Genomic DNA, 22410 nt, shown 5'->3' on the forward strand with positions numbered 1-22410 from the left:
CTCTACTATCGCGCTCTGTTATTTAGGGTTGAGCCATGATTCATCTTCACAACATTAGTAAACGCTTCGGCGAGGGTCCCAATGCGGTGAACGCGCTAAAGAATATCGAGCTCGTTGTACCCGCCGGTCGCATCTTTGGCGTGATTGGCGCATCCGGCGCGGGCAAAAGCACGTTAATTCGCTGTGTAAACTTGCTGGAAACACCAAGCTCGGGCGAGGTTATTGTCAATGGGCAGAATCTATTATCGCTTTCTCGGCGCGAGCTGAATCAAGCACGCCAGCAAATCGGTATGATTTTTCAGCACTTTAATTTGCTCAGTAATCGCACGGTTGCGGAAAATATTGCCTTGCCGTTACAGCTACGTCAGGTCGATAAGGCAAGTATCCAACAGCGAGTCTTGGAACTGGTGAACCTCGTTGGCTTAGACGGCCGCGAACAGGCCTATCCGGCACAATTGTCCGGAGGACAAAAGCAGCGAGTGGCGATAGCGCGTGCCTTAGCCACTAACCCTAAAGTTTTATTGTGCGATGAAGCGACTAGCGCATTAGACCCGGCCACTACAAAGCAAATATTGGCTCTACTTGGCGAAATTAATCAGCGTTTAGGCATCACCATTTTGCTGATAACGCATGAAATGCAAGTGGTGAAACAAATTTGCTCTGATGTTGCCATTATAGACGGCGGTGAATTGGTTGAGTCGGGTCGTGTTGGCGATATTTTTGCTCAGCCAAAAACAGAGCAAGCTAAGCGCTTTATTGCTGCTACTCAGAACGATGATATTCCGCAGGCGTTGCAAGCTGAATTAAAGCCCGGCGGCGCAGCGCTTGCTGTGCGTTTAACTTTTTCTGGTGTCGCAAAAGATACTGAACAGCTGCATCAACTGGCACAGCACTATCAGGTTGGTGTTCGGTTCTATCAATCCGATTTAGATTACGTCGACGGGGCCTGCTTTGGCCATTTGATTTGCGCGCTGACCGGTGAGAACGCCGCGCAATTGTTGTTAGCCTTAGACGGCGTGAAAGTAGAGGAGTTAGGCCGTGTTTGAATGGTACCAAGCAAACCAGCGTCTCATTTGGTTGCTGATTGAGTCTTCATGGGAAACCGTAGCCATGGTATTGGCGTCTGGTTTTTTCTCCGTTTTATTTGGCCTACCTGTGGCGGTGTTGTTACGTGAAACGGCACGCGGTGGCTTATTCCCGCATGCTTTAACGCATAAAATATTGAGCACCGTGGTTAACGTTGGTCGTTCCATTCCTTTTATCATTTTATTAGTCGCCATTATTCCATTTACTCGTTGGTTGGTGGGTACTTCTATCGGTACAGTGGCAACGATTGTGCCCTTGGCGGTCGCAGCTATTCCATTTGTTGCTCGCCTTTTTGAAGGTGCGTTAATGGAGGTGCCTTCTGGGTTAACCGAGGCTGCGAAAGCCATGGGCGCCAACAGTGCCCAGATAGTTTGGAAAGTGCAGCTTCCAGAAGCACTGCCAGGCATTATCAACGCTATAACCATTACTTTAGTCACACTGGTGAGTTACTCCGCAATGGCCGGCGTTGTTGGCGGCGGCGGGCTAGGGGATGTCGGCATTCGTTATGGCTACCAACGATTTGATGCGGGTGTGATGTTGATCACCATTGCACTGTTGGTTGCCTTTGTTCAATTTATTCAAACCATTGGCGATGCCTTAGTGCATCGCGTTAACCATCGAGAGTAGGGAAGATAAAATGAAAAGTTCATTGATTGCGATTATTGCATCCGCAACAATATTAGTGGGTTGTGCTAAAGAAGATACGGGCGAGACTATTAGGCTTGGTGTTATGTCTGGTGCTGAAGCACAAGTTGCAGAGGTAGCCGCACTGGTTGCAAAAGATAAATATAACTTAACTGTTAAGTTGATTGAATTTAACGATTATGTCACGCCAAACTCTGCTCTAGAAGAAGGCTCAATTGATGCCAATGCATTCCAGCACAGGCCATATTTAGATGCGCAAATCAAAGACCGTGGTTATGAGTTTACTGTTATTGGCAAAACGCTAGTGTATCCGATCGCGGCTTACTCTGAGTCGCTGACCTCCATTGAAGAATTAGAGTACGGTGCCAAAATTGCTGTTCCTAATGATCCAACTAACTTAGGCCGCGCCTTAATTTTACTTGAAACGCAAGGGCTCATAACATTACGTGAGGGTGCGGGATTATCTGCAACTGTATTGGATATTGAAAGTAATCCAAATAATTTTGAACTCATTGAGTTAGAAGGCCCACAGTTACCACGCGCCTTGGCGGATGTCAGCATAGCGATAATCAACAATACTTTCGCCTCAGAAATTAATCTGAATCCAAACGATCACGGCTTGTTCGTTGAAGATGCTGACTCTCCTTATGTAAACCTCATTGTAGCTCGCACAGACAATGCCGATAATGAGCATTTGGCGCAATTTGTTCAGGCCTACCAAACCGAAGAAGTACTCACAAAAGCCAACGAGTTGTTTAGCAATGGCGTTGTGAAAGGCTGGTAAGTTTTCTTAACGTGGTAACACAAATAAGCCCGAGCGAAAGTCTGTTCGGGCTTATTTTTTATAGATTATAGTTTGTCTTTAGACTTAAAAGTCGACACTCAATTGATCAAGATGAAAGTTGTTTAACGTTAATATACATAAGGTTCAATCGACGCACCATAAACTGTATAACCCGCTGTGCCCATTTCAGAGTCTTGACTCTCAACTCGCATTACGCCATTTATATAGATTGGATCATAGGTATTATCAACTCGTATGCCTTCTTGCATAATCACGTATACAATTTGATTCGGCGGCGGTGGAGGGGTATGAATGCAGGCGCCAAAATATGGAACGAGTAAAAAATGGGTTATTTTGTCGCTTTCGAAGTCTAGCGGCACAATAAAGCCAGGAATTTTGACCTTTATATTATCGTACTCTGTAACCATCGGTGCATCGTACTGCAGTTGTTGCAATTGCTGTATGAGTGTATCTGCTTCTAGTGAGCCTGGTGTAATATTGTCTACATCATATTTGCTGATCAATTCGTTTTCTAGCTCGTCTAAATTATAATCAGCTGGGATTAATTGGTCCCAGCTTACTGGAATGTAGGCTGACCCTTGATCATTTGCGTAGCTATTTAAGCATGTAAAAGCCAATATACAAATTGTAACTAGGCCTAGTTTGGAAAGTTTGTGTATCATAATAAGATCCTCAAAATTTGGGTTAGCATTGGCTTAGACAGTGGCACTTAGACCATCGCTCAATGACTGTCGATACGCTCGGTAACCTGGAATTAGCCCTAGTAAAATGGACACCACGAAAAAACCAATTAACACTAAAAGCATAGTTTCATTCGGCCAACTAACGGTTAGTTCTATTCCAAAGCGCGGCTGAATAACAAGGTTTGCGCCAAGCATTAAGACAATATGAAATAAATATCCGCTAATTAATCCGAGTAGCCCATATAGTCCAGATTCAACCATTAATAAACCTAATAGGGTGTGTCGCTTTGCGCCTAGCGCTCGGAAAATTGCAATTTCTCTACGGCGTTCATTTAAACTTGAAATGATGACGGTGAGCATGCCTAATAAACTTGTAATTATCACCATGATTGATACGGCAATCAGTGCATTTTCTGCGATAGCGATTAATTGCCAAAGCTCTTGCAGGGCGGCTCCTGGAATGACTGCCATGAGCGGCTCAGATCTATACTCATTAACTGCCCTCTGTAGTGAAAACACTTTTAAGCGTGAGTTCATACCTACTAAAAATGCGGTAATCGTCTCTGGAGTTAAATCCAATTCCAATGTATCGGCAATACTTGTTGTTACACCTTGACGTTTTACTCCCGAGCGCCAATCTACATGCAGTGCGGTAATGCCTTCTAACGGGATATGTAACGATTTATCGATAGGCGTCCCAGTTGCTTGAAGTATACCGACCACAGTGAATGGGCGGTCATCATGTTTTTCAAAAGACGTTGCACCCGTTCCATGGGCAATAATAATTTCATCGCCGACACCATAATTTAATTTTTTTGCGACTTCAGAACCTAATACAACTTCAAATACCGTGTTAAACCAAACGCCTTCAGATATAGAGAGCGACCGATCACGTCCATATTGATAGTGCTTAAGATAATTATCATTTGTGCCAATAACTCGATATCCCTGATGTGAATCACCTAATGAGATAGGGATAGTCCACTTCACATCCTTATTGTCATTAAATTTTTCATAACTAGACCAACTTATATTATTGGTGGCGTTGCCCATTCGAAAGACAGAATATAAAAGTAAGTTTAGGCTGCCGGTGCGTGCGCCTACAAGCAAATCTGTGCCAGATAGGGTATTTGCAAAACTATCTCTTGTATCGCTGCGGATACGGTCAACGCTGAGCAATAAACAAACACTCACCGAGACCATAAAAAGCGTGAGCAGCGCAGTTGTTTTACGGTTCCAAAGACTCTTTATAACTAAATTAATCCAGTTCATAGTGAGTCTCCTGTTGTTGTCTTATTAAGGCTATAAACGTGATCGAAATAGCTGCTAAGCCGCGTGTCATGGCTTACAAAAATGAGTGAACTTTTTATGCTTTGACATTGGTTAACTAGAACTTCCATAAAATTATGAACATTGTCATGATCTAAAGCTGAGGTGGGTTCATCGGCAATAATTATTTCTGGTGAACCAATGATGGCGCGTGCTGCAGCAACTCTTTGTTGTTGACCAATACTGAGTCGTGAAACTGTTTCATTAAATAGATGAGAGGGCACTTTTAATTGATCTAACCAATGCTTAGCTTCCTCGATTAAAGCTGGTGAATTTTTGCTTGTTGCATTTCGACGTAAGGCAGATAATTTTACCGGGAGCAATACGTTGTCGATCACTGATAAATAAGGAAGTAAATTAAACTGCTGGAATATATAACCAATATGGTCAGCCCGAAATTGATCTCTTGCCGAACTTCCTAACGAAGAAAAGGGTTGATCAAGTAACGTAATCTTACCTTTCTGAGGTGATAGTACTCCACTTAACAAGTTCAATAGCGTACTTTTTCCGCTGCCACTGTTTCCTTGAATGAACAAAGACTCTCCAATTTTTACTGATAGTTTTTCTATATTTAGAATGGGCGCAGAAGTTGGTTTCCAAGAATAAACCAATTCATTTACTTCAAAAGCATTATAAGTGTTCATTATGTTTTAGTTGGGGTGCGTAAACACCCCATCTCCTAAAGTTAGAATGAAATCAAAGCGTTTTTTGGCGAAAGCTCTATTGAGCCTTGTCCAGAGTCCACAATATAATCGACATCTAAATCGGTTAAATTTTCAAATAGTGAAAACAAGTTTGTGCTTATGCCAGAAACGTGTTCAGGATGTTTACAATTAAATGTCCAGACGGCTTCAATATCTGAATGCCCATGTTCTTCATCATCATGCTCGTGCTCATCGACATGCTCGTGTTCATCGCCATGCTCGTGTTCATCGCCATGTTCGTGTTCATCGTCATGGTCTGAATGACCATCAGGTTCTAGTTCAAAAAGTTCAGAATGAAGCTCTACGTCTAAAAACTTACAATTTGCACTCTTAGGCAGGCTAAACAACTTACCGCCGAGCGCCAACTGGTTTGAAGCGGATTCAATGGCGTCAAACTCATGCGTTTCATGAGGGGCGTGTTCAAAACCAATAATATTGAAAGCAGGAGACTTTAATTCGATGAGAATCAAATTTTGGTCTTGAGCAATTCCTAGTGTGGCAGAACCGTGCTCATGGGCTCCATGGCTACTGTGTTCCTCTGCATTGATAGAAGACATAGCAAGGAATAATGCGCTTACTACTAGTGTTTTATTCATTTTAATCGCCTAAAAGATATTGGCGTCATCCATACTGAGCACAAATAGGTACTCTATTAAGGATTTACACCAAAATTAATTAACGCTTATTTAAAAGCGGGTATTTGAAATTATTAATAATTTGAAGTTTCTAGGCTAAAACTGGGGGCGCGCGTATTTGTGTCTTGGTAGAGGCTTTGTAAGCGCCAAACCCTGCGACTACAGGAGTCGCTATACTGGTTAATATAGGGGGAAAATAGGCTGAATAATCTGACGTTGATAAAGCTAAGACGTGGCTAGCATGGTAAGTATCGCAATCAACATGCGTAGACTCATGGTCGTGAGCTATATGAGTTTGTTGATGAATAGGCACAATGATGTTGTTTGACAGAAATAAGCCAAACATAAGTACAGCTAACAGTGTGCGAAAAGGAGTTGTCATTCTAGTCAGTAATTAAAATAATCGGCTACTTTACTACTTTAAAGCCACAATTTAAACGCTACTTTACAGAAGAGTGCTTAAGTGGCGATTTTGAGGGGAATTGAATAGAGCCAAGACCAAAAAGACCACTGAAAGCACTATTTCTCTATTTAACCACTGGGCGGCGGCAATTGTGGTCATTTTTAAGTTTAGTTCTGGTTTTACCCGCCGATACTCTAGAAAGCTGCTATTGAAATACACTCTATTAAATAGTGACTATACTTTTAAAATAACTTATTTGTTATATAAACTCCGGAGAGGCCAATGAAGAACTTGACGCTCACATTTCGAATATCAGCCTTGGTAGTGATATTAGTATGTGCTCTCGCGCTGTTATCAATCTTTATGGTCGTTGGTATTCAGCAAGTAATTTCTAGTATCTCCAATGATAATGTCTATCGACGCTATGATACGAGCCTAAATGAGGCATGGCAGCGTGTTGAAATCAGTTATGAAGCAAGTGCAGATGTGGGCAACCGCTTTACCGCAAGAGCAGCAACAATAGAAGAGGTCGATGCTGCTGCTGAGTTAACACGCGAAACATTGTCTTTATTGGAGTTGGCTGTATTAGATTTAAGCGAAGAGAGAATTAATCATTGGCACGAGGCAATGGCAGGCAGTGATATCAGCTCCATTAAAGATGATCTCTCACTGTTTACAGAGAGTTTTACTCGGTTGGTCGATGCTTATGAGACGATTTATGATAGTTGGGCCAGTAAAGCTGGCTTTTCTGCTCGTAAAAGTGCTCAAAAAGAAATTGATGCCTCAATTGAGCAAATGAATTCCCAAATGCAAAAAATCAGTCAAAATTATCAACAATATATGTCGATATCCGCACAAAATACGATTGAATCTCAGCAAGCAAGAATGAGTTTTGTGCTTATTCTTGCTGCGCTCACTATATTTGTAGCGATAAGCATTTCAATTTTTCTGTTGCGTAATATGAAAAGAGATTTAGCGCAAATAGTCGAAGAGACCAACTTTGTTGCAAAGGGTGACTTAACACGCCCTATACATGTCTCTGAGCATAAAAATGAAATCGGGGATGTAAATCGCTCGATAAATACTATGCAAAATAAGCTACAAAGCATGTTTAGCCATATTCATGAGTTATCTCATGAGCTGGGCAATAGCACAGGCTTACTTGAAGTCGATGGAAAAAATAGACGTGCTGGGGCAGAAAAACAAAAAGAAAAAATCGAAGCGGTATTATCAACTTTTAACGATGTTGAACAGGTTTCTCAACAAGTAGGACATAATGCTTCACGAGCCATTGATCAAAGTGATAGCGCGGCGCAACTGGTGGAACGAAGTGAACATATTATCACTGCTACCGCGACTGTAATTGAGACATTAGCAGTAAAAATAGAAGACGCTGTTAATATTATCTCAAACTTAAACGCCCAAACAGAAAACATTCAAAACATCTTAGGTGTTATTAAAAGTATTGCAGATCAAACCAACTTGCTTGCGCTTAATGCAGCAATAGAGGCTGCACGAGCGGGTGAACAGGGCAGAGGCTTTGCTGTTGTCGCCGATGAAGTGCGCACATTAGCCATGCGCACTCAGCAATCCACACAAGAGATTGAAGCCACGTTAGCCTCCTTAACGGAGGGTACTGTCAAAGCAGTTACAGCAATCAATGAGAGTAAAGATGTCTCAGAAGAGAGTGTTTTAAAAGCAGCAGAAGCAGCAGAAGTGATAATTAGCATAGGGAAAACAGTTAGCGATATTCGGTCGATGTCGAGTGAAACTCGGGTTTCTGCGCAAGACCAAGTGAATTCGCTTAAGGAATTAGCTGAAATCATCAATGACATTGCTGAGGTTGCGAACGATAACGCCTTTCAGGCCAACGCCTCGACAAACATCACAGACACATTAAGCGTTTTGAGTCGAAAACTACTAGAGTCACTGAGTGAGTTTAGAATTAAAAAAAGCTGAGTGTAAATACAAACTCTGACCCACTTAAAAGGGAGTCAGAGTTTGGGTTATATCAGCAAGGTAGGGGGGCATTTCTGCGTGAATAGAACCACCATGTCAAGACGATGCAACTCACGTAAAAAACCAAAAACCCTGTAAACGCCGCACTCACACCACCCGTTAATTCGAACGAAGTGCCATAGGCTTTAGGAATAAAGAAGCCACCGTAAGCAGCAAAGGCAGAAATAAAGCCGAGCACTGCCGCTGACTCTCTATTTGATTCTTGTTGCACTTGCTGTTGGTTTTCTTTACCCAGTGCTCGTTCGCGTAGTGTTTTAAACATAACAGGGACCATGCGGAATGTAGAGCCGTTGGCTATCCCTGAGGCGATAAACAAAACTAAGAACGTCGCAAAGAAACCGTTAAAGGAGCCGCTGCTTGTTTCACTAGGAAGAAACTGCATCACGCCCACAACCCCCAATGCCATGGCCAAGAAAACTACAAAGGTCACTCGAGCACCACCAAGCTTATCGGCTAAGATACCGCCCACTGGGCGCGCTAAAGCACCCAAAAGTGGACCTAAGAAGGCGAGTTTAGTCGGGTCAACCGCTGGAAATAACTTGCCCGAAAGTAGAGGGAAGCCTGCTGCAAATCCGATAAAACTGCCAAAGGCACCTAGGTACAACCAGCACATAAGCCAGGTATGGGTTCTTTTGAAAATAACCGATTGATCTCTAAATGACGATTTAGCCGAAGCAATATCATTCATGCCAAACCATGCTGCCAGCGTTGCAATTATAATGAGCGGTACCCAAATAAGTGCGGCATTCTGTAACCAAAAAGATGTTGCTTGAGCTGTATCAGAGACTAAATAGAGCGGATCACTGTTAACAGGGCCTAACAAAGATGCTGAAATGACCAAAGGACCTAACAGTTGCATACCAGAAACGCCAAGGTTACCTAAACCCGCATTGAGCCCCATAGCACCACCTTTCTCTTTTTGCGGATAAAAGAAGCTAATGTTCGCCATGCTCGATGCAAAGTTACCACCGCCAAAACCACATAAAAGTGCTAATACAAGCATAACTAAATAGGGCGTATCTGGATTTTGCAAAGTAAAACCTAACCAAATACAAGGTAACAGTAACGAAGCCGACGACATTGCCGTCCAGCGTCGCCCACCAAAGATAGGTACCATAAAGCTATAGAAAACGCGTAAGGTCGCACCGGAAAGTGACGGCAGAGCCGCAAGCCAAAATAGTTGGTTGCTAGAATAGGTAAAGCCGAGCTGAGGCATTTTTACAACCAAAATACTCCAAACAGACCAAACCGCAAATGCTAAAAATAGGTTAGGAATTGAAATCCATAAGTTACGTTTTGCAATGCGTTTACCAGTCGTTTCCCAAAACGCAGCGTCTTCTGGACGCCAGTCGGTTAAAACAAATTTACTGGGCGTAGAAAGTTCAGGTAAGTCGGTTGATGCAATTTGTTGTGACGTTTCGACAATTTCTGCTTTGTAAATTGCATAATGCATCCACAATAAAGCTGAGGCCGAAATGAAAAACAGCAACATAAAACAACTTTGCCAAATTCCAACGACATCATTAAGCATGCCGAAAGTTATGGGCAAGAAGAAACCACCAAGACCGCCAATCATACCGACGACACCACCAACACTGCCAACATGCTTAGGATAGTATCTAGGAATATGTTTAAACACCGCAGCTTTGCCGAGTGACATAAAGAAGCCAAGAATGACGACTAAAACGGAAAATAAAACCGGCCCCGTTGTCATGCCAAACTGAATAGGGCCTTCGATGCCTTCAACGGTGTAGCGGGTAGGTGGGTAGCTTAGAATAAAGGTTATGATAACCGTTGAGGTCAACGTCCAATACATGACTCGTCGAGCGCCGTATTTATCAGATAACCAGCCACCATAAATACGGAATATTGAACCTGGTATGGTAAACAGGGCAGCAATAAGACCTGCCTGGACTATGGTTAGACCATAGACTTCCATTGCATATCTAGGTAACCACAACGCTAACGCGACAAAAGCACCAAAGACGAAAAAATAGTACAACGAAAATCGCCAGACCCTAAGGTCTGCAAGGGGGGCTAATTGTTGCGATAAAGAATTGTTTTCAGCTTTTCTTTGTTTTAAGCCAGGATCTGGTTTCGCTAAAAGTAAGAAGCCAACACCTGCAATAATCATCACAACAGCATAAATTTGTGCGGTGCCTTGCCAGTCAAAGACTAACAGCATCAGTGGCGCCACTAAGTTGGTCACAGATGAACCTACATTACCTGCACCAAAAATACCTAGAGCCAAACCTTGCCGTTTACTTTCAAACCAAGAAGAGGTGTAAGCAACACCGACGATAAATGAACCGCCAGCTAAGCCTATGCCCAGTGCTGCAATCAACATCATGACATAACTGGTCGCAAGGCTTAGGCCGAATATCGACAGACCAGAAAGAACCATTAAGGTAGCAAAGACATAACGACCATCAAAACGGTCAGTTAATACACCCAAAAATAACCTGCTCACTGACCCTGTTAGGATAGGGGTTGCCATTAATAGCCCAATTTGGCTATCTGATAATCCGAGTTCGTTCTTTATTTTTATTCCGATAATTGAGAAAATGGTCCAAGCAGCAAAGCACAGTGTGAATGCTGTTGTTGAAAGACCAAGCGCCCAATACTGATCCCTTGAGTTAACAGGGTTTGCATTGTTCATATAGAGTTACCTATTAATTAAGTATCTAAGCCCAATATGTTATGAACCTTTTTGAGTGCCAGCATTGAATCTGTACAAGAAAAGTCGCAATGCTGTCGCTTTCTAAAGCCGAATTCACTAAGGTCTATGTAGGTGCTAGCACTTAGGTTGTGCCGTGCTAACGTTTGCTTTGTGCAGGCAAGCTTGCAGCCATCAATGGCGATAATTTCTTCGGCCGATACTGCTTTTTTGACCAAAGAGGGAACATCGCCACCTAAGCCTGCGATGCAAGACATTTCGCAATAACCTTCTCGATCTAGGGCGATCGCAATGTCGTTCGCTAATTGCGCAACATTGGAGCACCCCGAACAAGAATAGATAATAGGCTTTTTAGTGTTCACTTGAGGCCACATTTTCTAAACCCTCTATAGAGGCTTCTCTGGTTAATTTTTCTATGTACTGAGCAATTGCTTGCCGCTGAACTGAATCGTCTAAAAAGGCCGACACCTGACTTTTGACAGCATCAAATTCTAGTTGCTTACCCTTTGTGTTTTTATGAACATTAATAATGTGTACGCCATATCGTGTTTCAATTGGGTGTGCAAGAATACCAGGGGTTGCGATAAAAACCTTTTTTTCGAACTCAGTAACTGTTGAGCCTCGTTCAAGCACGCCTAAAAATCCATCAGACTCTTTGCTTGGGCAATCAGAAAATTGTTGTGCGAGTTGCGCAAAGTCTGCTTTACCTTCATTTAGATCTTTAATCCAACTTTTTGCTTTGTTGATTAATTGGGCTCGTGTATTTAAATCATCAGGGGCGGCACCTAACAAAATATGGCTGGTCTCAACATAGGGCGTGGTGGTGAATTTACTCCTATTCTCTTCAAAGTAGCGTTTGCATTCTTCTTCGCTGGCTTTTGGAAAGGCGACATCAGCATTTAGGACTTCGTCTATGTAGTCTTCTTTATCTTCACGTTCAACTGGAATGCCCAATTCTATAGCACGTTGCAGTAACAGCTTTTCGATAATTAGCGCATTGGCGGCTAAACCAAAAGCGGCTTCCTTTGAATCCGCTGGGTGATATTGCGCCTCTTGCGCAATAGCATCTGCATCAATGACTACTTCATTTACTCGGATCATGGTGCCTCACTTAGCGTTAGCAAATCGACGACGAACAATTTGATAGTTGCGGAAAATATAGGTGACCGGAACACTCCAAATATGAACAAGACGGCTAAAGGGAAAAATCACAAATAAAGTTAAACCTAAGAAAACGTGTGCTTTGTAAATCCAATGTACTTCTGAGATAAATTCACTGGCTGTGACTGGGTTAAAAATAAGAATGTTGCGAGTCCAGCTCATTAGCTTAAACATTTCAGCGCCATCCATGTGTCCGGTTGACACAAAAATAGAAGTCAATCCAAGCAGCAGTTGGAGGTACAACAATAATAAAACGGTAATATCCATGGTTGAGCTGTTTGCTCGGATACGATCGTTGGTGAGTCGGCGTACAATCAACATGGTTAAGCCAATAAAGCACATTACACCGAAGAAACCGCCAACACCAATTGCAACAATCTGCTTCGCTTCAAGACTAATTCCAAAGATGTGCCACAATTCATAGGGGATAACTAAGCCAGCAAAGTGGCCTAATAGAATCATGATGACGCCAACATGGAACAAAACGCTGGCCATTCTAAAATACTTATTGGAAAGCAACTGGCTAGAACTAGACTTCCACGTGTATTGTTCACGATCATAGCGTATTAAGCTGCCAAGCCAAAAGATGGCGATGGCGATATAAGGATAAATACCAAAGGCAAAGTGGTTCAATGTATTCATAATTATTGCTCACTATTAAATGGCTGCGCGGTGTTTGTTGTCCAGCTTACTGGCACAAAGTCAGCTTTACTTTGTTGAGAAGTTGGTTTGTTGTTAGTATCGCAAGCATCGGAATCTGTAGCCCCAAAGGTTACTTGTTCTTCCTCCCATACCGCATCAATTGCTTTATCGGTATAGTCTGGAACTTCATCCTGCATTTGTTTGCGTAGGTCAGTTAAATCTACCGAAATGCCCGACAATTCAATTAGCGCTGCAAATATGAAGCGATAATCACTGTCGCGTTTTTCCAAGCGACAAAACAACAGTGCAAGCACATGGGCAATTTCAACTAACCCTAATGGTCCGTTTATCTCACCTTGTGTCGCTAAAAACTCAAGGTAAAGCGGTAAGTGGTCTGGCAATTCATTTTTATTGAGCATTAAGCCAGCTTGTTGATACTGATTAACTAGGTCGACCATGGCTTGCCCGCGATCACGCGATTCACCATGGATGTGTTCGAAAATCAATAACGAATGTGAGCGACCGCGATCAAACAATTCATCGTACTCGGCTTGGCGGCCGAGTAGGTCGTCGGTATTAACATTCAGACATAGCTGAACTAAATTATTTTTATTTTGGTCAGACAGTGTGCTATTTTGGATGATTTCAACTAAATCATCGTGATGTTTTTGCAACTCTACTGTTGGATAGTCAAGTAGGTGTGAAAGGACTGAGAAAATGCGCATTTTTAGTCCTCCAACTTAACAGGGATAATTTCGCGGTTAACCGCTTTATTACCACCAAAGAGTTGCACAGCACTGTCGCCACCGCTGCAGCCATTGCCAAAAGTAAAGCCGCAATCACCTTTCAAATCGTAAGCTTTTTCTGCATAAGCTCTATGACTGGTTGGGATAACAAAGCGATCTTCATAGTTCGCAATGGCCATGATTTTGTACATATCTTCAACTTGTGCTTGGGTTAAGCCAACTTGTTTTAATACCTCAAGGTCTTCTTCTTTGTCAACTTGCTGCGAACGCTTATAGGCACGCATTGCAATCATCTTTTCTAATGCATCAATGACTGGCTTTTCTTCGCCGGCGGTCAATAAGTTAGCAAGATATTTAATAGGAATACGCAATGAGGCTAAATCAGGAATAATCCCGTTCATGCCAACATGGCCGGCTTCGACGGCTGATTGAATAGGTGACAATGGTGGAACATACCAGACCATTGGCATTGTTCTGTATTCAGGGTGTAAGGGTAGAGCAACTTTCCAATCCATCGCCATTTTATAGACAGGGGATTCTTTTGCTGCGTTCAACCAACCTTCTGGAATACCTTCTGCTTTTGCTGCTTTAATCACTTCAGGATCATGTGGATCTAGGAAAAGACCTAGCTGAGCTTCGTATAAATCTTGCTCGTTTTCTGTGGCAGCAGCTTCTGCGATTCTATCAGCATCGTAAAGCAATACACCAAGATAACGAATACGACCCACACAGGTTTCAGAACAGGTTGTTGGCTGTCCAGCTTCTATACGAGGGTAACAGAAAGTACATTTTTCTGACTTACCGCTTTCCCAATTGTAATATATCTTCTTGTACGGACAAGCCGATACACACATGCGCCAACCGCGGCATTTGTCTTGGTCAATTAATACAATACCGTCTTCTTCACGCTTGTAAATAGCGCCAGAGGGGCATGCTGCGACGCAGGCTGGGTTTAGGCAGTGTTCACAAAGGCGTGGCAAATACATCATGAATGTATTTTCAAACTGACCATAAATGTCTTGCTGAATTACGTCATCAAAGTTTTTGTCTTTGCGACGTTTTTTAAACTCGGTTCCAAGTATTTCTTCCCAGTTCGGACCCCAAACAATCTTCTCCATGCGTTTGCCGGTAATTAGGCTTCTTGGCCGAGCAACCGGTTGGTGTTTCGCATCGCCAGCGGTGTGTAAATGCTGGTAGTCAAAATCAAATGGCTCATAGTAGTCATCAATTTGCGGTAAGTCTGGATTAGCAAAAATATTGGCCAATAGACGCAATTTAGAACCAGAGCGTAAGTTTAACTTGCCTTTTTTATTGCGAATCCAACCGCCATTCCATTTGTCTTGGTTTTCCCATTCTTTTGGAAAACCAATGCCAGGCTTGGTCTCTACGTTGTTAAACCATGCGTATTCAACACCCTTACGAGATGTCCAAACGTTTTTACAAGTAATTGAGCAGGTATGACAACCGATACATTTATCAAGGTTGAGCACCATGCCTATTTGAGCGCGTACTTTCATTGTCGTTACCCTTATTCAGTATCAAGCCAGTCGATTTTTGACATTTTTCGCAACACTACAAACTCGTCTCGGTTACTGCCTACGGTACCGTAGTAGTTAAAGCCGTAAGATTGTTGTGCATAACCACCAATCATATGCGTTGGCTTCATAACAATTCGTGTCACTGAGTTATGAATACCGCCACGAGTCTTGGTCGTTTCAGCGCCTGGTACGTTTACGATCCGTTCTTGTGCGTGATACATCATGCTCATGCCAACGGGTACACGTTGCGAAACAACGGCACGTGCTGCAATAGCACCGTTAACGTTGAATATTTCAATCCAATCGTTGTCTTCGATATCCGCTGCGGCTGCATCGATTTCGCTGATCCAAACAATTGGACCACCGCGTGATAGCGTTAGCATGAGTAGGTTGTCAGAATAGGTTGAGTGAATGCCCCATTTTTGATGTGGGGTAAGCCAGTTCAATACAATTTCTTTATTACCGTTGCTGTTCTTATTTAAGACAGGTTGCACCGTTTTTAAATTAACAGGTGGTTTATAAACACATTGCATCTCACCGAAGTCGAGCATCCAGCCATGGTCTTGATAAAACTGTTGGCGGCCGGTTATTGTGCGCCATGGGATAAGCTCATGAACGTTGGTATAGCCTGCATTGTATGATACATGCTCATCCTCTAGGCCAGACCAAGTAGGCGCCGATATAATTTTTCTCGGTTGTGCCACAATGTCACGGAAGCGTATTTTTTCATCTTCTTTAGGTTTTGCTAAGTGTGTATGGTCTAACCCTGTGATGGTAGACAAGGCATCCCACGCCTTAACGGCAACCTGACCATTGGTTTCTGGCGCGAGTGATAAAATAACTTCACAGGCATCAATGGCTGAGTTGATTTTTGGACGGCCATTGTTTATCTCGTCGTTGACATGACTGCCATTGAGCTCACCTAAGAATTTAACTTCGTCCTTGGTGTCCCATTTAATACCTTTACCGCCATTACCAAGCTCTTCTAAAGAAGGTCCTAACGATGTGAAGCGTTGAAAGGTATTGGGGTAGTCACGTTCTACAACCATGATGTTTGGCATTGTTTTACCTGGGATAGGTTCGCATTCGCCTTTCCACCATGCTTTGGTATCGTAAGGTTGAGCTAGTTCATCTGGAGTATCGTGTAACATCGGCACGGTTACCACATCTTGCTCTACACCTAAGTGGCCAACACAAAGATCTGAATACTTTTTAGCAAGACCTTTGAAGATATCCCAATCGCTACGCGATTCCCAAACTGGGTCAATGGCAGCAGTTAAAGGGTGAATAAACGGATGCATATCAGAGGTATTTAAGTCATCTTTTTCATACCAAGTTGCGGTTGGTAATACGATGTCGGAATACAGTGCGGTAGTAGACATACGGAAATCAATGGTGACCCATAAATCAACTTTGCCTTCCGGCGCATCATCATGCCATTTAACATCGCTGGGTTTACCGATACTGTCATCGCCTAGATCTTTACCGAGCAAGCCATGTTTAGTGCCTAAAAGGTGACGCAACATGTATTCGTGACCTTTACCGCTCGAACCGAGTAAGTTTGAACGCCAAACAAACATGTTTCTTGGGTAGTTTTTAGGGTCATCAGGGTCAGTACAGGCAAAATCTATATCGCCTTTTTTAAGTGCATCCACTACATAAGTTTGCACATCAACATTTTGTTTATCTGCTTCGGCTTTAACCCACAAAGGGTTGGTGTTTAATTGTGGCGCAGAAGGTAACCAGCCCATGCGTTCAGCACGAGTGTTGTAATCGAGAATACTGTCTGACCATTTTGATTCATCAGCTAACGGCGAGATAATCTCAGTCATACTTAATTTCTCATAGCGCCATTGATCTGAATGCGCATAGAAGAATGACGTGCCGTTCATTTGACGAGGCGGTCTAGACCAATCCAAACCGAAGGCTAATGGCAACCAACCTAATTGAGGCCGTAATTTCTCTTGACCAACATAGTGCGCCCAACCGCCGCCACTTTGACCAACACAACCGCACATCATCAACATGTTGATTAGGCCGCGGTAGTTCATGTCCATGTTGTACCAATGGTTGAGACCTGCGCCGACAATCACCATGGAACGGCCATTGGTTTTATGGGCGTTTTCACCAAATTCATAAGCTACGCGAATGACATCTGCACGTTTAACTCCGGTAATTTTTTCTTGCCATGCAGGAGAGTAAGGAACGTCATCGTCATAAGTCTTAGCTGTATTTGGGTCGCCAATGCCTGTGTCTACGCCATAGTTTGCAAGCATTAAATCGTAAACTGTTGCGACCTTCGCTGTGCTTCCGTCTGCGAGTGTCACGGTGCGTGATGGGATTTTACGTAACTGAATGGCATCGTGTTCGGTATGTTGGAAGTAGCCGTATTCATGACTCTGGTTGCCAAAATATGGAAAACTCACATCGACAATTTCATCGTGCTGTTCTTTTAGAGAAAGTAACAAGTTAGATTCAAAGCCTTCACTGCTAGCTTTACTTTCTAGATTCCACTTTCCAGATTGCCCCCAACGGTAACCAATGGCACCATTCGGTGACACCAACTTGTTGCTTTGGTTGTCAATGGCAATTGTTTTCCAGTCTGGGTTATTTTCTTCACCTAAGTTATCGACTAAATCAGCGGCACGTAAGAATCGACCTTGTTGATAGCGACCTTCAACTTCGTCCAAAACGACCAACATTGGAATATCGGTATAACGTCTTACGTAATCGGTGAAGTACTCGCTTGGCTTGTTGACATGAAATTCTTTTAGAATGACGTGACCAAAGGCCATGGCTAATGCCGCATCGGTACCTTGTTTAGGCGCTAACCAAGTATCACCAAATTTAGCGACTTCGGCATAGTCTGGAGTAATGGCACAGGTTTTGGTGCCCTTATAGCGTACTTCCGTTAAAAAGTGAGCATCGGGAGTACGTGTTTGAGGAACGTTAGAACCCCACATAATGATGTAACTTGAGTTATACCAATCAGCTGATTCTGGAACGTCAGTTTGCTCACCCCATACTTGCGGCGATGCAGGCGGTAAATCGCAATACCAATCGTAAAAACTTAAGCAGTTGCCACCAATAAGTGATAAGTAACGTGAGCCAGCGGCATAAGAAACCATAGACATAGCAGGAATAGGGGAGAAGCCTGATACTCGATCGGGGCCGTAAGTTTTTGCAGTATAAATGTTAGATGCAACAATGAGTTCTTCAACTTCATCCCATGATGCGCGTACAAAGCCACCTAAACCTCGGCGTTCTTTATAACTTTTCGCTTTTACGGGGTCTTCTACAATAGAAGCCCAAGCTGAAACTGGGTCGGTATTTTCTGTTTTTGCTTGTCTCCATAGCTTCATGAGCGATTTACGCATTTTGGGGTATTTAAGGCGATTAGCGCTGTAGATGTACCAAGAATAACTTGCGCCGCGAGGGCAACCACGAGGTTCATGGTTTGGTAGGTCAGGGCGTGTTCTTGGGTAGTCAGTTTGTTGAGTTTCCCAGGTTACAAGACCATCTTTTACATAAATTTTCCAGCTACATGAGCCAGTACAGTTTACACCGTGTGTAGAGCGAACAACTTTATCGTGTTGCCAGCGGTTACGGTACCCTTTTTCCCATTCTCGGCTCTCAGTAGTGAGTGATCCGTGATTGTCTGAAAAAGGTTCTTCTTTGTTTTTGAAATATCGAATCCGATCAAGGAAATGGCTCATGAAACATGCTCCCGAAATGTTCTTAGTTTTTTATTAGTCTTGTTCTATAGAATAAACTCTTTACCTCCATATGAAATACCTCGTTCAAGGTACTTCTGTTGCCCTCAGTCAATTTAAGCAAGATTACTTAAACTTTCAAATCATAGTTCAATAAATAGCCTATCACTTATGGAGTAGAGGGGTTGATTTAGCGCACTAAAAGCTTAAACAAAATCACTAGCCACTTTTAGAAAATAAAATTAGTGCCAATATGAAGTATGGGGATTTCTATTAATACATTTTTTTGGAGTGATGGATGTGGATACTTGGAGCGGAAGTACTAACAGAGCAAAGCTAACAAACAGGGAACAGCAAGTTCTAAATTTGATCCTAAAACAGCTAACCACTGGAAAAATATCAGAACGTTTGGGCATCACCAGTGGCACAGTTAAAACTCACATAAGAAGTATTTTTTCTAAGTTAAGAATTCACTCTAGAGAGGAGGCCGTTAGCCTTTATGGTCGAAAGTAGTTAATGATCAAAGCTTAACTAGGTGGTTCAAATATATCAGCTAAACTCTTGAAAATACTTATAAATATTACAAAAAAAATTGGCATTTCTAATGATAAAATGCATTTAATAGTTTTATAACGAATTAGTTGTTTATAACTTTGAGTGTTGATCATAAAAGGTTAAAAATACTTGAGCGGCTTTAGACAAATATTGATTTCTTTTCCAGCCCCATGCCATATCTAAATGAATCGGTGGGTCGAATGAACGCACGCAAAGTAGAGGTTCATTTTCAACAATCATAGCTAAACAGGTGGCGACTCCCACTTCATCACGCACTAAACGCATTAAGAGGCCAATTAGGTTGGTTTCAAACTGAATATCTAAGCTAACCTTTGCGTTACGCGCTCGGGTTTCTACTGAATCTCTTAAAAAATAACCTTCTCGAAACATAACCAATGGGTGTTGACTAAATTCTTCAATGGTTATTGAAGTCTTTTCTGCCAGTTGATGATCAACTGGTACACACACTAATACCTGGTCACTTAGTTTAGTAGCAAAGCGTATATCGTTATTATCTTCGTCATGTTGCAGCAAGGCTAAATCTAGCTTACCCGCACAAACCATTTGCTCAAGTGTTTGAGTTCCGCCTTCTACCAAGCGAATACGAATGCCAGGGTAAGCGCTTTTAAAACCTAATAAAATGGCAGGTAAAAAATAAGTTGATATCATCGCTGGCGCGCCAATATTTATAATGCCTTTTTCTAACCCTTGTAACTCAGTTAACTCTCGTCCCGCATCAGCCAGGTTTTCTAATATTTGATGAACGTGTTTTAGCAGAACTTTGCCATCGGAAGTTAACGACATGGCGCGATTATTTCGGTTTATGAGTTTTAAACCTGTTTCTTCTTCAAGTTTTTTAATCGCAATGCTTAAAGCGGGCTGAGCAATACCCAGTCTTTCGGCTGATTTTGAAAAACTACCAGTAATTGCAATGTCATTAAAGTACCTTAACCGAGTAATACTGTTCAAATGCATAGGTGTTAACTCAAACTTATTTATAAAATAAATATATAGAAATTATAATATATATATAATATTTGTATTTAAATAGTTGAAGTATAGTTAAGTGACTTTTAAAACAACATAACAAGGTATAACCCAATGGCTAAGACTGCATTCACGTGGCAAGACCCGTTTTTATTAACAGCACAGATTAGTGATGACGAACGCATGATCATGGATGCCGCTAAAGACTATTGTCAGGGGGAACTTGGCCGACGTGTGCAAATGGCTAACCGAGAAGAACAGTTCGACCCGGCGATTATGCTTGAGCTAGGCGAGCTTGGAATGTTAGGCGTGACCTTGCCCGAGAAATACGGTTGCACTAACGCTAGCAATGTTGCATATGGTCTGATTGCCCGTGAAGTAGAGCGCATTGACAGCGGTTATCGTTCAGCCATGAGTGTGCAATCTTCATTAGTTATGCACCCAATTCACGCATACGGTAGTGAAGAACAACGCACAAAGTACTTGCCGAAGCTAGCTTCAGGTGAGTTTATTGGCTGTTTTGGTCTAACCGAGCCTAACTCAGGTTCCGACCCTGCTAGCTTAGAGTCAAAAGCGGTTAAAACCGACAATGGTTATATTCTGAATGGCGCAAAGATGTGGATCACTAACTCACCAATTGCTGACATTTTCGTCGTTTGGGCCAAACTAGAAGGGGTTATTCGCGGCTTTATCTTAGAACGTGATATGAATGGACTCACGACGCCAAAAATTGAAGGGAAGTTTAGTCTACGTGCTTCGGTAACCGGCGAAATTGTGATGCAAGATGTCTTTCTACCTGAATCTAATATATTGCCAAACGCATCTGGTTTGTCTGGACCATTTGGTTGCTTAAACAAAGCTCGCTATGGCATAGCATGGGGAGCCATGGGCGCTGCCGAAGCTTGTTGGTTTGCCGCGCAAAGCTATGTGATGGACCGCGAGCAGTTTGGCCGTCCTTTAGCGGCAACGCAGCTAATCCAGAAAAAACTAGCCGATATGCAAACAGAAATTAGCCTTGGCCTACAAGGTGCTTTGCGTATGGGGCAGTTAATGGACGCTGATGCATGCCCAGTAGAACTCATTTCATTGATGAAACGCAATAACGCAGGCAAAGCCCTAGACATAGCACGAGTTTCTCGTGACATGCACGGCGGTAATGGAATCAGTGATGAATATGGTGTGATTCGTCATGTCATGAACTTAGAAGCGGTCAATACCTATGAAGGTACACACGATGTACACGCCCTCATTCTGGGTCGAGCCCAAACGGGCATTCAGGCATTCTTTTAATGGCCAATCAACAGCAAGAAGGCGCACTAACAGGCACTAAGGTGCTTGATTTAAGTCGCATTTTGGCGGGTCCCTGGGCTGGCCAAATGCTGGCTGATTTAGGGGCCGAGGTGGTTAAAGTAGAGCGACCGAAAGTAGGGGATGACACCCGCACTTGGGGGCCGCCTTTTTTGGAAGCTAGCGATAAAAATCAAGATGAACGGGTTGCCGCTTATTTTCACAGCGCTAATAGAGGCAAACGCTCCATCGCTATCGATTTTACCCTGCCAGAAGGCCAAAAACTTGTACAGCAGTTAGCACTGCAATCTGATGTTTTCATAGAAAACTATAAGTTTGGCGGCCTTAAAAAGTACGGTCTTGATTACGACACACTAAAGGTTATTAATCCGAAACTTATTTATTGTTCCATTACAGGTTTTGGCCAAACCGGACCCTACAAAGAACGCGCCGGTTATGATTTTATGATTCAAGCCATGGGCGGGTTAATGAGTGTTACTGGCGAACCCGATGGCTCACCGATGAAATCTGGTGTTGCGCTGACAGATATTTTAACCGGCCTTTACGCCTCAAATGCAATTCAGGCCGCGCTGCTGTACCGATACAGAACAGGCGCTGGCCAACATATTGATATGGCCTTGCTTGACGTACAAGTGGCCGCCATGGCCAATCAGGCAATGAATTATTTGGCAACTCATAAATCACCCGAACGCTTAGGTAACGCACACCCGAATATAGTGCCTTATCAAGCCTTTGCGACCAGTGATAACCATTTCATTTTGGCGATCGGTAATG

The 22410-nt window shown here is 42.8% G+C and carries 19 protein-coding genes; 7 read left to right on the forward strand and 12 right to left on the reverse strand.

Going from position 1 to position 22410, the window contains the following annotated elements; all coding sequences use genetic code 11:
* Positions 1-35 precede the first annotated feature (35 nt).
* The 3 genes from ACI882_RS17280 to metQ are packed head-to-tail and all read left to right on the forward strand — an operon-like array spanning position 36 to position 2515.
* Positions 36-1046: a methionine ABC transporter ATP-binding protein gene (locus tag ACI882_RS17280; protein ID WP_411746859.1), complete on the forward strand. Its 1011-nt coding sequence runs from the start codon at positions 36-38 to the stop codon at positions 1044-1046.
* Positions 1039-1713: a methionine ABC transporter permease gene (locus ACI882_RS17285; RefSeq protein WP_411746860.1), complete on the forward strand. Its 675-nt coding sequence runs from the start codon at positions 1039-1041 to the stop codon at positions 1711-1713. Before ACI882_RS17280 ends, ACI882_RS17285 begins: the two co-directional genes overlap by 8 nt.
* 10 nt (positions 1714-1723) lie before the next feature.
* Positions 1724-2515, forward strand: coding sequence for a methionine ABC transporter substrate-binding lipoprotein MetQ (metQ, locus tag ACI882_RS17290; RefSeq protein ID WP_411746861.1), 792 nt, complete (start codon positions 1724-1726; stop codon positions 2513-2515).
* 128 nt (positions 2516-2643) lie between these two features.
* On the opposite strand, the gene ACI882_RS17295 is transcribed toward metQ, so the two are convergent.
* From ACI882_RS17295 to ACI882_RS17310, 4 genes are read right to left on the reverse strand one after another with little or no spacing between them, the layout of a single operon-like run.
* Positions 2644-3198, reverse strand: a complete 555-nt coding sequence (locus ACI882_RS17295; RefSeq protein WP_411746862.1) for a DUF3299 domain-containing protein — start codon at positions 3196-3198, stop codon at positions 2644-2646.
* Positions 3199-3231: 33 nt separating this feature from the next.
* A complete protein-coding gene (locus ACI882_RS17300; RefSeq protein WP_411746863.1) occupies positions 3232-4491 on the reverse strand; it encodes an ABC transporter permease in 1260 nt (419 codons plus the stop codon).
* Positions 4488-5192, reverse strand: a complete 705-nt coding sequence (locus tag ACI882_RS17305) for an ABC transporter ATP-binding protein (RefSeq protein ID WP_411746864.1) — start codon at positions 5190-5192, stop codon at positions 4488-4490. Before ACI882_RS17305 ends, ACI882_RS17300 begins: the two co-directional genes overlap by 4 nt.
* A gap of 41 nt (positions 5193-5233) precedes the next feature.
* A complete protein-coding gene (locus ACI882_RS17310; RefSeq protein WP_411746865.1) occupies positions 5234-5848 on the reverse strand; it encodes a ZrgA family zinc uptake protein in 615 nt (204 codons plus the stop codon).
* A 724-nt stretch (positions 5849-6572) separates the two neighbouring features.
* Between ACI882_RS17310 and ACI882_RS17315 the strand changes: the two genes are divergently transcribed.
* Complete coding sequence (locus ACI882_RS17315) at positions 6573-8249, forward strand: methyl-accepting chemotaxis protein (protein ID WP_411744745.1); 1677 nt, start codon at positions 6573-6575, stop codon at positions 8247-8249.
* A 52-nt stretch (positions 8250-8301) separates the two neighbouring features.
* On the opposite strand, the gene ACI882_RS17320 is transcribed toward ACI882_RS17315, so the two are convergent.
* The 7 genes from ACI882_RS17320 to ACI882_RS17350 are packed head-to-tail and all read right to left on the reverse strand — an operon-like array spanning position 8302 to position 18789.
* The gene (locus tag ACI882_RS17320; RefSeq protein ID WP_411744744.1) at positions 8302-10968 is read right to left on the reverse strand and encodes a nitrate/nitrite transporter; all 2667 of its coding nucleotides are present in this window, start codon (positions 10966-10968) and stop codon (positions 8302-8304) included.
* A gap of 17 nt (positions 10969-10985) precedes the next feature.
* Positions 10986-11348 carry a putative zinc-binding protein gene (locus ACI882_RS17325; RefSeq protein WP_411746734.1) on the reverse strand — a complete coding sequence of 121 codons (363 nt, stop codon included), beginning with the start codon at positions 11346-11348 and terminating at the stop codon, positions 10986-10988.
* Complete coding sequence (locus tag ACI882_RS17330) at positions 11338-12087, reverse strand: peptidylprolyl isomerase (RefSeq protein ID WP_411744742.1); 750 nt, start codon at positions 12085-12087, stop codon at positions 11338-11340. The genes ACI882_RS17325 and ACI882_RS17330 overlap by 11 nt, the downstream gene beginning before the upstream one ends.
* Positions 12088-12093: 6 nt before the next feature.
* Complete coding sequence (gene narI, locus ACI882_RS17335; protein ID WP_411744741.1) at positions 12094-12789, reverse strand: respiratory nitrate reductase subunit gamma; 696 nt, start codon at positions 12787-12789, stop codon at positions 12094-12096.
* Positions 12790-12791: 2 nt separating this feature from the next.
* Positions 12792-13514, reverse strand: a complete 723-nt coding sequence (gene narJ / locus ACI882_RS17340; RefSeq protein WP_411744740.1) for a nitrate reductase molybdenum cofactor assembly chaperone — start codon at positions 13512-13514, stop codon at positions 12792-12794.
* Positions 13515-13516: 2 nt separating this feature from the next.
* Positions 13517-15052 (reverse strand): nitrate reductase subunit beta, encoded by a 1536-nt coding sequence (gene narH / locus ACI882_RS17345; RefSeq protein WP_411744739.1) that lies wholly within the window; start codon positions 15050-15052, stop codon positions 13517-13519.
* A gap of 11 nt (positions 15053-15063) precedes the next feature.
* A complete protein-coding gene (locus ACI882_RS17350) occupies positions 15064-18789 on the reverse strand; it encodes a nitrate reductase subunit alpha (RefSeq protein WP_411744738.1) in 3726 nt (1241 codons plus the stop codon).
* A gap of 291 nt (positions 18790-19080) precedes the next feature.
* On the opposite strand from ACI882_RS17350, the gene ACI882_RS17355 reads away from it, so the two are divergent.
* Positions 19081-19299, forward strand: coding sequence for a response regulator transcription factor (locus ACI882_RS17355; protein WP_411746736.1), 219 nt, complete (start codon positions 19081-19083; stop codon positions 19297-19299).
* A gap of 132 nt (positions 19300-19431) precedes the next feature.
* On the opposite strand, the gene ACI882_RS17360 is transcribed toward ACI882_RS17355, so the two are convergent.
* Entirely contained in the window at positions 19432-20316 is an 885-nt protein-coding gene (locus ACI882_RS17360; RefSeq protein WP_411746737.1) for a LysR family transcriptional regulator, read from the reverse strand.
* Positions 20317-20442: 126 nt separating this feature from the next.
* On the opposite strand from ACI882_RS17360, the gene ACI882_RS17365 reads away from it, so the two are divergent.
* Positions 20443-21618, forward strand: a complete 1176-nt coding sequence (locus ACI882_RS17365; protein WP_411746738.1) for an acyl-CoA dehydrogenase — start codon at positions 20443-20445, stop codon at positions 21616-21618.
* On the forward strand, positions 21618-22410 hold a 793-nt coding region (locus ACI882_RS17370), incomplete at its 3' end, for a CaiB/BaiF CoA transferase family protein (protein ID WP_411748574.1). The genes ACI882_RS17365 and ACI882_RS17370, both read left to right, overlap by 1 nt.

The organism is Reinekea sp., from assembly GCF_046710285.1.
In the GTDB taxonomy this organism is placed as follows: Bacteria; Pseudomonadota; Gammaproteobacteria; order Pseudomonadales; family Natronospirillaceae; genus Reinekea.